General features: G+C 73.0%; 9 protein-coding genes. 7 read left to right on the top strand and 2 right to left on the bottom strand.

The genetic code is table 11. The features are described 5' to 3' along the window. Positions 1 to 82: 82 nt before the first annotated feature. Positions 83 to 1,690, bottom strand: a complete 1,608-nt coding sequence (locus tag ACWCYO_RS08095) for an ABC-F family ATP-binding cassette domain-containing protein (protein WP_449783754.1) — start codon at positions 1,688 to 1,690, stop codon at positions 83 to 85. A 545-nt stretch (positions 1,691 to 2,235) separates the two neighbouring features. Between ACWCYO_RS08095 and ACWCYO_RS08090 the strand changes: the two genes are divergently transcribed. From ACWCYO_RS08090 to ACWCYO_RS08075, 4 genes are all read left to right on the top strand, one after another. Further along, positions 2,236 to 3,453: a trypsin-like serine peptidase gene (locus ACWCYO_RS08090; protein WP_270148073.1), complete on the top strand. Its 1,218-nt coding sequence runs from the start codon at positions 2,236 to 2,238 to the stop codon at positions 3,451 to 3,453. A gap of 93 nt (positions 3,454 to 3,546) precedes the next feature. After that, positions 3,547 to 5,184: an ABC-F family ATP-binding cassette domain-containing protein gene (locus ACWCYO_RS08085; RefSeq protein WP_270148071.1), complete on the top strand. Its 1,638-nt coding sequence runs from the start codon at positions 3,547 to 3,549 to the stop codon at positions 5,182 to 5,184. An 88-nt stretch (positions 5,185 to 5,272) separates the two neighbouring features. Next, positions 5,273 to 5,947: a nitroreductase family protein gene (locus ACWCYO_RS08080; RefSeq protein WP_449783753.1), complete on the top strand. Its 675-nt coding sequence runs from the start codon at positions 5,273 to 5,275 to the stop codon at positions 5,945 to 5,947. A 97-nt stretch (positions 5,948 to 6,044) separates the two neighbouring features. Beyond that, complete coding sequence (locus ACWCYO_RS08075) at positions 6,045 to 6,656, top strand: GNAT family N-acetyltransferase (RefSeq protein ID WP_449783752.1); 612 nt, start codon at positions 6,045 to 6,047, stop codon at positions 6,654 to 6,656. Here ACWCYO_RS08075 and ACWCYO_RS08070 read toward each other — a convergent pair. Further along, complete coding sequence (locus ACWCYO_RS08070; protein ID WP_270148068.1) at positions 6,650 to 7,609, bottom strand: aldo/keto reductase; 960 nt, start codon at positions 7,607 to 7,609, stop codon at positions 6,650 to 6,652. The two genes, ACWCYO_RS08075 and ACWCYO_RS08070, sit on opposite strands and share 7 nt — an antisense overlap. A 483-nt stretch (positions 7,610 to 8,092) precedes the next feature. Between ACWCYO_RS08070 and ACWCYO_RS08065 the strand changes: the two genes are divergently transcribed. From ACWCYO_RS08065 to ACWCYO_RS08055, 3 genes are all read left to right on the top strand, one after another. Continuing rightward, positions 8,093 to 8,698 (top strand): choice-of-anchor C family protein, encoded by a 606-nt coding sequence (locus ACWCYO_RS08065; RefSeq protein ID WP_270148067.1) that lies wholly within the window; start codon positions 8,093 to 8,095, stop codon positions 8,696 to 8,698. 218 nt (positions 8,699 to 8,916) lie between these two features. After that, positions 8,917 to 10,428 (top strand): carbohydrate binding domain-containing protein, encoded by a 1,512-nt coding sequence (locus ACWCYO_RS08060; protein WP_449783751.1) that lies wholly within the window; start codon positions 8,917 to 8,919, stop codon positions 10,426 to 10,428. Positions 10,429 to 10,599: 171 nt separating this feature from the next. Next, entirely contained in the window at positions 10,600 to 12,003 is a 1,404-nt protein-coding gene (locus ACWCYO_RS08055) for an SDR family oxidoreductase (protein WP_449783750.1), read from the top strand. Positions 12,004 to 12,006: the final 3 nt, after the last annotated feature.

Here is a 12,006-nt window from a genome sequence, read left to right as displayed (position 1 = left end):
ACCCGGCGACTCCGCCCTGAGCACGGCCCGCCGGCTGCTCACCGAGGACGCGCGGGGCGACCAGCGAGACCGGGAGTAGTCGCTACATCGGATCCACCGTCCTCAGTTCGCCGTCCAGCTCCAGCCACCTGGTCAGCCCCAGGCCGCGCAGGAACGGCAGGTCGTGGCTGACCACGATCAGCGCGCCCCGGTACGCGGCCAGCGCCTCGGTGAGCTGGCGGACGCTGGCGAGGTCCAGGTGGTTGGTCGGCTCGTCGAGCAGCAGCAGCTGCGGCGGCGGGTCGGCCAGCAGCAGGGCGGCCAGCGTCGCCCGGAACCGCTCGCCGCCGGACAGGGTGCCGGCCGGCTGGTCGGCCCGGCCGCCGCGGAACAGGAAGCGGGCCAACCGGGCGCGGACGGCGTTGTCCCCGGCGCCGGGCGCGAACAGCTTGACGTTCTCCGCGACCGTCAGCTCGTCGTCCAGCAGGTCGAGCCGCTGGGGCAGGTGGCGCAGCGGCACCTGGATGGTGACCATGCCCTCCAGCGGGGCGAGTTCGCCCGCGATGGTGCGCAGCAGCGTGGTCTTGCCGGAGCCGTTGCGCCCGACCAGGGCGATCCGCTCGGGACCGCGCAGGTCGAGGTCGACGGTGGCGCCGTCGGGCAGCCGGACCTTCTGCAGGGTGAGCACCCCGCGCCCGGCCGGCACTGCGGTGCGCGGCAGGTCGACCCGGATCTCGGCGTCGTCGCGCACCGCCTGCTCGGCGGCGGTGAGCCGCGCCTTCGCCTCCTCCAGGCGCTCGGTGTGCATGCCGGTGAGCCGGCCGGCCGTCTCCTGGCCCTTGCGTTTGAGCATCCCGGCGACGATGTGCGGGTCGTTGCGGGTGATCGAGCGCTTCCTGCCGTAGCTGGCGCTGCGCTCCAGCCTGCTGCGGGCCTCGACCAAGTCCCGCTTCTGGCGCTGGACATCGGCCTCGGCGTTGCGCAACAGGCGCTCGGCCGTCTCCTGCTGGGCCGCGAGGGTGTGCTCGTACTCGTCGAAGTTGCCGCCGTACCAGGTGACTTCGCCGTCCCGGAGGTCGGCGATCTGGTCGACGTGCCGGAGCAGCTCGCGGTCGTGGCTGACGATCACCATGACGCCGTGCCAGCCGGCCACCGTCTCGTAGAGCCGCTCGCGGGCGGCCCGGTCGAGGTTGTTGGTGGGCTCGTCGAGCAGCAGCACGTCGGGGCGGCGCAGCAGCAGGGCGGCCAGCCGCAGCAACACCGCCTCGCCGCCGGACAGTTCGCCGGTGGTGCGGTCGAGGCCGAGGCGGTGCAGGCCGAGCCGGTCGAGGGTGGCGCGGGCGCGCTCCTCGACGTCCCAGTCGTCGCCGACGGCGTCGAAGTGCCGTTGGTCGGTGTCGCCGGACTCGATGGCGTGCAGGGCCTCGCGGGCGGCCCGGATGCCGAGCGCCTCGTCGACCCGCAGGCCGGTGTCGAGCGTCAGGCCCTGGGGCAGGTAGCCGAGTTCGCCCGCGATCCGGACGGTGCCGCCGGTGGGGGTGAGCTCGCCGGCGATCAGCCGCAGCAGGGTGGACTTCCCGGCGCCGTTGAGGCCGATCAGTCCGGTGCGGCCGGGGCCGACGGCGAGGTGGAATCCGTCCAGGACGGGCTTGCCGTCGGGCCACTCGAACGCGAGGTCGGTGCAGAGGACGGCGGTGGTGGGTTGTGCCATGCAAGGCCTCCCGGGTGGTTGCTGAAGGGGTGATGAGCAACACGGGGAGACACCGCGGGTGCGGAACCGGAACGGCCGGAGGACAGGGCGGCGCTGGTAATGCGCGTGCGCCACGGGGCCGTGACTGAGGTCGCACACTCGCACACCACGGGGCAGCAGGGCCTGCGTGGCGGGGGCGGTGTCCCGGGACCTCAGTAGAGCAACGGCCTTCTCCTTGTCTGGCGGATGACGTGGACCACGCTAGGCACGCCGACGAACGGGTGCAACCGATTTATTCGGCACGGCCACGGCCAGCACGGCCACGGCCGGCACGGCCGACACGGCACGGCACGGCACGGCACGGCCGGCAGGCGCCGTTCATTGACCCATGGCAAAGGCCCGGTGCCGATCCCGTGCCGATCCGGTGACAGCCTCGTCCCAGCCGGGGGTGGATGTAAGGGGTTTCTTATCCGCATGGCAGACTCCTCACCTGCCATACCTGCGGCCCCCGGGCCGTACCCGAGGAACGGGCCGTATGGCGGTAGTCAACAGGGGGATTTGAACTCATGTCACCGATATCCCGGCCGAGCCGTGCCGTCCTCGGCGCTTCCGTCGCCGCACTGACCATGGTGGTCGCCACCGGTTGCGGGCCGGACAACAGTGACCCGGCCGGCGCCCAGAGCGCGGCTCCGACGGTCGCCGCCTCCGCCTCCGGGAAGCCGGGCGCGGCTCCGATCAAGCTTCCGACGGTCCAGGAGCTGAAGACCTGGAAGCTCGAGGACTGGGACAAGTGGGCCCAGGCCAACGTGATCACCCCGGCGGTCAAGGGCTACTGGACGCTGCAGAAGCTGCTGAACGCCAAGCCGAAGCCGCTGCCGCAGGCGCCGGCCCAGGACCCGACGCAGGCCCCGGCCCAGCCGACCGCGCAGCCGACCAGCGCGGCCCCGGCCCAGCCCACCGCCGCGCAGCCGCCGCTCGGGCCGGACCAGCTGCCCTCGGTGGTCGCGGCGAAGCCCGTGGCGCACCCGTTCCCGAAGAACATGCACGTCAACGGCAAGATCTTCTTCAAGGACGGCAACGACGACTACGTGTGCTCCGGCACCGTGGTCTCCGACCCGGCCAACCCGGGCAAGAGCAACCTGGTGTGGACCGCGAGCCACTGCCTGCACGGCGGCAAGGGCAACAAGTACTACACCGACATCACCTTCGCCCCGGCCTTCAACAGCAACGGCGTGCTGAGCAACGGCAACAAGCAGAAGTCCAAGCTGGAGGACGCCGAGCCGTACGGCGAGTGGGGCGCGACCGCCGGCATGGTCTCCCCGCAGTGGACCCAGGAGGCCGACCCGGAGAAGGGCGGCCCCTGGAGCCAGTACGACTTCGGCATCATCAAGGTCGCCAACCCCGACCCGAACGGCAAGTCGCTGGAGGAGACCGTCGGCGGCTCGGTGCCGCTGTGGTTCAACGCCCCGCGCGACCAGCTCGCCTCGGTCTCCAACTACGGCTTCCCCGAGGGCAAGCCCTTCGACGGCGTCGAGCTGGAGCACTGCGACGGCGGCAAGCCGACCGCGAAGCCGGGCGTCCCGGACCGTCCGGCGATGCTGATGATCGGCTGCAACATGACCGGCGGCAGCAGCGGCGGCGGCTGGTACGCCACCAAGGACGGCAAGCCGGCCCTGGTCAGCGACACCTCCGTCGGCAACGGCGCCAACACCTACGAGGCAGGCCCCTACCTGGAGGACGTCGCGGCGCACATGTTCGACTACTTCTCCAAGAAGGCCAAGTGACCCGCTAGGGAGTGTCCGGGGGCCGCGGCTGCTACAGCCGCGGCCCTCGGACTTTTCCGGCTCGGGGCCCGCTCCTCCTACAATCGGCCCATCATGAGCGCCACACTCGTAGTCAAGGACCTCAGCGCCGGCCACGGCGAACGCACCCTCTTCTCCGGCCTGGACCTGGTCGTCGCCCCCGGTGACGTGATCGGCCTGGTCGGCGTGAACGGCGCCGGCAAGTCGACCCTGCTGCGGCTGCTGGCCGGCCTGGACACCCCCGAGGGCGGGTCGCTGCGGCTCAGCCCGGCGAGCGCCAACATCGGCCACCTGCCGCAGGAGCCGGAGCGGCGGGAGGGCGAGTCGGTGCGCGACTTCCTGGCCCGGCGCACCGGCGTCGCGGCCGCCCAGGCCGCGCTGGACGAGGCCACCGAGGGCCTGGTCGAGGGCCGTCCGGGCGCCGACGACGCGTACGCGGCGAGCCTGGACCGCTGGCTGGACCTCGGTGGCGCGGACCTGGAGGAGCGGGCCGAGGAGGTGGCCGACTCGCTCGGCCTGAAGGTCTCCCTCGACCTGCCGATGACGGCCCTGTCCGGCGGCCAGGCCGCCCGCGCGGGCCTGGCCTCGCTGCTGCTCTCCCGCTACGACGTGTTCCTGCTCGACGAGCCCACCAACGACCTCGACCTGGACGGCCTGGAGCGGCTGGAGGCCTTCGTCAAGGGCCTGCGCGCCGGCACCGTGCTGATCAGCCACGACCGCGAGTTCCTGGCCCGCACCGTCACCAAGGTGCTGGAGCTGGACCTGCACCAGCAGCAGGTCAACCTGTACGGCGGCGGCTACGAGGCGTACCTGGAGGAGCGCGCGGTGGCCCGCCGGCACGCCCGCGAGGATTACGAGGAGTACGCCGACACCAAGGCCTCGCTGGAGGCCCGGGCGCAGATGCAGCGCAACTGGATGGAGCACGGCGTCCGCAACGCCCGCCGCAAGGGCGGCGACAACGACAAGAAGGCCCGCGCCACCCGCGCCGAGTCCACCGAGAAGCAGGCCTCCAAGGCCCGGCAGACCCAGCGGATGATCGAGCGGTTGGAGGTCGTCGAGGAGCCGCGCAAGGAGTGGGAGCTGCGGATGGAGATCGCCACCGCGCCGCGCTCCGGCTCGGTGGTCGCCACCCTGCGCGCGGCCGTCGCCCGGCGCGGCGACTTCGCCTTCGGCCCGGTGGACCTGCAGATCGACTGGGCCGACCGGGTCGCCATCACCGGTGCCAACGGCGCGGGCAAGTCCACCCTGTTGGCCGCTCTGCTCGGCCGGCTCGAACTCGACGCCGGCAGTGCCGTGCTGGGCTCCGGCGTGGTGGTCGGCGAGGTCGACCAGGCGCGTGGCTTGTTCCTGGGAGGCGAGCCGCTGGCGGACGCCTTCGCCGCCGCCGTACCGGAGTTCACCGAGGAGGAGGTGCGCACCCTGCTGGCCAAGTTCGGCCTCAAGGCGGCGCACGTGCTGCGCCCGGCCGGCACCCTCTCCCCCGGTGAGCGCACCCGGGCCGCGCTGGCGCTGCTGCAGGCGCGCGGGGTCAACCTGCTGGTGCTGGACGAGCCCACCAACCACCTGGACCTGCCCGCGATCGAGCAGCTGGAGTCGGCGCTCGGCTCGTACACCGGCACCCTGCTGCTGGTCACCCACGACCGGCGGATGCTGGACACCGTGGCGGTGAACCGGCGGATCGAGGTCCGGGACGGCCGGGTGCACGAGCGGTAGCCGGTCCCGCGTGGGAACACGGTCGGCCGCTCCGGGAATTGGTCTCTACCTCTTCCCGGAGCGGCCGTCATGTGCTGTGCTGTCGGCCATGGTTGACAGCACAGTGGCAGGGACGTCCCACCCGACCGTCCCGCTCACCCCGATGACGGTGCCGGCCGACCAGGCCGAGGCCCGTAGCAAGGCCTTCCACGACGTGATGGCGCAGCGCCGGACCGTCCGCGACTACGACACCCGCCCGATCCCGGACGGGGTGATCGAGTGGGCGGTCCGCACCGCGAACACCGCGCCCAGCGGCGCGCACGTCCAGCCCTGGCGGTTCGTGGTGATCACCGACCCGGAGCGCAAGCGGCTGTTGCGCGAGGCGGCCGAGGCCGAGGAGCGCGAGTTCTACGGCCACCGGGCCTCCGAGGAGTGGCTGACCGCGCTGGCGCCGATCGGCACCGACTGGCACAAGCCGTTCCTGGAGGACGCGCCGGCCGTGATCGTGGTCTTCGAGGTGCACAAGGGGCCCGACTCGCCGCGCCCGTACTACACCAAGGAGTCGGTGGGGATCGCGGTCGGGCTGCTGCTGGCCTCGCTGCACCAGGCCGGGCTGGCGACGCTGACCCACACGCCGAGCCCGATGCAGTTCCTCAACGAGGTGTGCGACCGCCCGGCGGAGGAGCGCGCGGCCTACGTGATCCCGGTCGGCTACCCCGCCGAGGGAGCGCGCGTGCCGGACCTGCGGCGCAAGGAGCTCGACGAGGTGCTGGTCCGGCTCTGACGCGCCGGGGGCGCGCCGCCCGTGCTCCCGGCCGGGGCCCGGGGGGGTGCGCCCCTTCCGGAGGTGGCAGGTCCGGGCCAAGGACATAATCGCCGCCATGAGCCGAGTACAGCCGTGGTCCTGCGAGCCCGCCCGGGCGGCGCCGGAGGTGACCGCAGGGCGGCCGCCCGAGCTGTTGCGGCTGCCCGGCGGCCTGTGCCTGCACCGCCGCCGCAGCGCCCACGCGCCGGCGCTGAACCGGGCCGTCCGCGCCAACCTGGAGCACCTGCGGCCCTGGATGGAGTGGGCGGCCGAGGCCCCCAGCCGGGCCCGGACCGCCGAGCTGACCCGGGCCGGCACCGCCGCCTGGGAGGCCGGCACGGACTTCATGTACCTGGCCGACCTGGACGCCGCACCCGGCCGGGTGGTCGGCGCCTTCGGCCTGCACGGGCGGATCGGTCCGGGCGCGCTGGAGATCGGCTACTGGGTCGCCGCCCGGCACGTGGGCCGCGGCATCGCCACCGCCGCGGCCGGGGCGCTGACCGAGGCCGCGCTGGCGCTGCCGGGGATCGCCCGGGTGGAGATCCGCTGCGACCAGGCGAACGGCGCCAGCGCGGCCGTCCCGCGCAAGCTCGGCTACCGGCTGGACCGGGTCACCGAGGCCGCCGTCCGGGCCCCGGCCGAGACCGGACGGCAGCTGGTGTGGGTCAAGGAGCGGCTAGATCAGTAGTAGCGCCCGCCCTCGGCGGCCGGCAGTGCGTCCAGCTCGGCCAGGTCGGCCGCCGAGAGCTCGATCCCGGCCGCGCCCGCGTTGTCCAGCAGGTAGCGCGGGGTCTTGGTGCCCGGGATCGGGAAGACGTACCGGCCCTGCGCCAGCGTCCAGGCCAGCGCGACCTGCGCGGGCGTGGCCCCGATCCGCTCGGCGATCGCCCTGACCCGGCCGACCAGCTCCAGGTTGGCCTGCAGCGCGTCCTGCTGGAAGCGCGGCAGCCGGCGGCGGAAGTCGTCCTCGGGCAGTTCCTCGAGGGAGGTGATCCCGCCGGTCAGGAAGCCGCGGCCGAGCGGCGCGTACGGCAGGAATGCGATGCCCTGCTCCTCGGTGTACGGCAGCACCTCGGCGAGCGCGTCCCGGGTCCACAGCGACAGCTCGGACTGCACCGAGGCCACCGGGTGGACCGCCTGTGCCCGCCGGATCTCCTCGACGCCGACCTCGGAGAGCCCGATCAGCCGGACCTTGCCGGCCTGCACGGTCTCGGCGAGCGCGCCCCAGGTCTCCTCGATCGGCACGGCCGGGTCGACCCGGTGCAGCTGGTAGAGGTCGAGGTGGTCGGTGCGCAGGCGGCGCAGGCTGTCGTCGATCGAGCGGCGCACGTGCTCGGGGCTGCCGTCCCGCTCCCCGTCCGAGCCCACCGAGCCCGGGACCATGCCGACCTTGGTGGCCAGGAAGGCGCGCTCGCGGTACGGGCCCTCCAGGGCGGCGCCGACCACCTCCTCGTTGGTGAACGGGCCGTAGATGTCGGCGGTGTCGATCAGGGTGACGCCGAGGTCCAGCGCCTGGCGGATCACGCCGATGGACTTCTCGTCGTCCCGGTTCCGCACGTCGTAGGCGAAGGTCATCCCCATGCAGCCGAGGCCGATGACGCCGACCTCCGGGCCGCTGCTGCCGAACGGGGCGTTGCGCATGACGGTGCTCCTGTCTGGTTTCCGGCTGCTCCTGCGGTCGATCGGGCCCTGGCCGGCGCACGAGGTCGGTCGCCCGGGGACGGATCGATTCCCACGACCGATCATGTCTGACGTTCGATCAGATGTGGTGGTGGTTCGGCTGATTCCGGCCTTTCCTCTCTCGTGGCCGCCGGACGGTTCATATGGTCATCGCCTCACTGTGGGCGTACGAACGGGGCGCGCGGCTCCGCCTTCACCACCGGGCTCCCGCACCCGGCCGTCGGCTCCCGGCGTTCGTCCCCGCACCGTTCGCCCGGCCCCTGCGGTCCTCCCCCCGCCAAACCGGCGCGCGGGAGCCGCCCGCGGGAGCCCCGCACCACCGGGCGCCGCCCGTCCGGTCTTGGCACGGCTCATCGGGACGGTCGACGCTCTGTTCGCGGCCGATCGACTCGGCCCGACACCACGGAAGTGACCGAAAGCGTCACTCGATTCGGGGAGGAACCCATGGCACTCTCGCGGACCCGCACCGCGGCGCTCGCCCTCGCCGTCGCCGCCACCGCGCTGACCACCACCGCGCTCGCCGCCCCGGCCCAGGCGGCCGGCCACCGCACGTTCAGCCACTTCGACGACGGCAGCTTCGAGTCCCCCAAGGCCCCGACGGGCGCCTTCACCGAGTTCGCCGCCGGGCAGACCATCGGCCCGTGGCAGGTCACCGGCGGCAGCGTCGACCTGATCGGGGCGGGCATGTGGCAGGCCGCCGAGGGCGACCAGGCGCTCGACCTCAACGGCAACGCGCCCGGCACCATCGCCCAGACCTTCACCACCGTCCCCGGCGCCACCTACTCGGTGACGTACGCGCTGGCCGGCAACCCCGACGGCGGGCCCGCCGTGCGGACCGGGCGGGCGCTGATCGACGGGCAGGACTTCCAGGACTACTCCTTCGACGTCACCGGCAAGACCAGGACCGCGATGGGCTACGTCGGACGGCAGTTCAGCTTCGTCGCGCAGAACTCCAGCACCACGCTGACCTTCGAGAGCACCGTGGCCGGCCTGTTCGGCCCGGTGCTGGACAACGTCCAGGTGAAGGAGTGCAAGCCCTGCTGCGGCTGAAAGGGCCTCACCCGGGAGGGCGGTCCTTAAACCCGCCCTAAAACCTGCCCTCGGACGGCTTCCGGAAGCCGGGAAGTGCTTGACGTGCCCAGCTGGTCTAGTCCAGTTTGATCCTCAGCACCGCGTTCCTCCCCGCACCGGACCAGCCCCCATGCTGCCGCCCGCCCGTGTCTCCCCCCTCACGGCGCGGGCGGCCCCACGTCCCGAGAGGCACCCCCATGCCCAGCGCGCTCCAGCACGCCCCCACGCACCGCCGCCCCGCCGGCCGGACCAAAGTCCTCAGCCTGACCGCCGCCGCCGTGCTCGCCGCCGGCGGCCTCGCCACCCTCGCCGGGAACGCCGGCGCGGCCGACGCCGACCTGCTCGCCAACGGAGGCTTCGAGAGCGGCTCCCTCACCCCGTGGAGCTGTTCCGCCGGCACCGGCGGTATCGTCAACTCCGGTGCCCACAGCGGGACCTACGCGCTCAAGGGGGCGGCGAGCGCGAGCGACACCGCGCAGTGCGGCCAGACCGTGAGCGTCCAGCCCAACACCACGTACAGCCTCAGCGCCTGGGTGCAGGGCCAGTACGTCTACCTCGGCGCCACCGGCAGCGGTGTGACCGACCCCGCCGCGTGGACCCCCGGCGGCACCAACTGGCAGCAGCTGTCGGCCAGTTTCACCACCGGACCGAGCACCACCAGCGTCACCGTCTACCTGCACGGCTGGTACGGGCAGGGCGCCTACCTCGCCGACGACGTCACCCTCACCGGCCCCGGCGGCGGCAGCCCGTCGACCCCGCCGACCGGCACCCCGAGCGGCACTCCCACCGGCACCCCGACCGGTGGTCCGAGCACCCCGCCGCCGAACGTCGCGCTCCCGGTCGCCCCGTACATCGACATGGGCGCCTGGCCCACCCCGTCCATGCCCGACATGGCCAAGGCGGGCGGCGTCAGGGGCTACAGCATGGGCTTCGTCACCGGCGTCGGCTGCAAGGCCAGCTGGTTCAACGCCTATGACCCGCGCACCGGTTGGGCCAAGGACCAGATCGACGCGCTGCGCGCGGCCGGCGGTGACGTCAAGCTCTCCTTCGGCGGCGCCGCCGGCACCGAACTCGCCGCCGCCTGCACCTCGGTGGACTCGCTGTTCAACGAGTACGACGCCGTGGTCAACGCCTACGACCTGCGCTACGTCGACTACGACATCGAGGGCGCGGCGATCGCCGACACCGCTTCCGACGACCGCCGCTCGGCCGCGCTCGCCAAGCTCCAGCAGGCCCACCCCGGCCTCAAGGTCTCGCTCACCCTGCCGGTCCTGCCCGAGGGCCTGACCAGCGACGGCGTCGCCGTCGTCAAGTCCGCCCGGGACGCCGGGGTCAACCTCGACCTGGTCAACATCATGGCGATGGACTACTACCGCTCCGGCACCGACTACGGCAACGCCGCCGTCCAGGCCGCGCAGTCGACCTTCGGCCAGCTCAAGGCGCTCTACCCGGCCAAGACCGACGCCCAGCTGTGGGCCATGGTCGGGGTCACCCCGATGATCGGCGAGAACGACGACCATCAGATCTACGACCAGGCCGCCGCCCAGCGGTTGGTTACCTTCGCCCAGCAGAACCACCTCGGGCTGCTCGCCTTCTGGGACGCCACCCGGGACGCCAACGCCTGCACCGGCGGCTCGCTGGCCAAGTGCACCAACATCCCGCAGCAGCCGTACGAGTTCGCCAAGATCTTCAGCCGCTACGCGGGCTGAGTCGACGAGGCTGAACCGACGGCGCGTCCCGAGGTGCCGGTGGTCCGGGGGCCACCGGCACCGGTTCGCTGACCTCCGACTGCGGCTGAGTGCCCGGGGAGAAATTGGCATCCCATCGTCCCGGACCGTCAACTACGCTCCCTCCCACCTGTACGGCACGAGGGGGCGGACATGACGGTCCGGGACGACCACAACCAGCTCAGCACGATCCTTCCGATCGGCGACGACGCACGCGCAGCCGACCTCGGCCCCGAGGAACTCGCCGCGTTCAGCCGCACCCTCGGCCGACTGCGCGCACTCCCCTCCCACGACCGCACCCGGCTGCACGCCGAGCGACAGCTCAGCTCCTTCGTCATGGAGAGCCGCAAGCGCCGCCGCCAGGAGGCCAAGGAGGCGCTCCGGCAGGCCGACGCCGAGCTGATCGCCGCCACCGCGACCGGCGCCCGCCACCGCCGCGAGGACGCACCACTGGCCCCGGCCGGCGGGCCGGTCGGCGAGCTGCGGACACCGCGCAAGTGCTACGTCTGCAAGCAGCCGTACCGCCAGGTCGACGGCTTCTACCACTCGCTCTGCCCGGACTGCGCGGCCGACAACACCGCCCGTCGCGGCCTCAGCACCGACCTGCGCGGGCGTCGCGCGCTGCTCACCGGCGGGCGGGTGAAGATCGGCTTCCAGCTCGCGCTGATGCTGCTGCGGGACGGCGCCGAGCTGATCGTCACCAGCCGCTTCCCGCAGGACACGGTGCGCCGCTTCCGCGCCGCCGAGGGCAGCGGGCGGTGGTGGGAGCGGCTGACCGTGGTCGGCATCGACCTCCGCGACCCGCGCCAAGTCCTCGGTCTGACCGATCAGTTGCGCGCCGACGGCCGACCGCTGGACATCCTGGTCAACAACGCCGCCCAGACGCTGCGCCGCCCGCCGGAGTCCTACGCCCGGCTGGCGGCGGGCGAGTCCACCGCCCTGCCGGCCGCCGACCTCCGGGCCATCACCCGGGCGCCCGGCTTCCAGCCGCTCACCGGTGCGGCCCAACTCCCCTCGGGCGCGGGCGCCCTGCTGGACTTCACCGACGAGGCAGGACTGCTGCCCGACCTCGCGCCCGCCAACTCCTGGTCCGCCACGCTGGGTTCGCTCGACCCGGCCGAGGTGCTGGAGACCCAGCTGGTCAACGCCCTCGCCCCGGCGCTGCTCTGCGACCGGCTGCTGCCGCTGCTGCTCGCCTCCCCGCACCCAGCCCGCTACATCGTCAACGTCACGGCGGTGGAGGGCCGGTTCGCCGTCCGCAACAAGACCGCGCGCCACCCCCACACCAACATGGCCAAGGCCGCGCTCAACATGCTCACCCGCACCAGCGCGGCCGAACTCGCCCCGCAGGGCGTGCACATGTGCGCCGTCGACACCGGCTGGATCACCGACGAGAACCCGGCGCCCAAGAAGACCCGGATCGCCGCCCGCGGCTTCCGCACCCCCCTGGACATCGTGGACGGCGCGGCCCGGGTCTACGACCCGATCGTGCGCGGCGAGGCCGGCCACCCGCTGTCGGGGGTGTTCCTCAAGGACTACCGGGTGGCGGAGTGGTGACGG

Source organism: Kitasatospora sp. NPDC001683 (genome assembly GCF_053596495.1).
The sequence above is the reverse complement of the archived record's forward strand: the minus strand, read 5'-3'. Positions and strand labels throughout refer to the sequence as shown.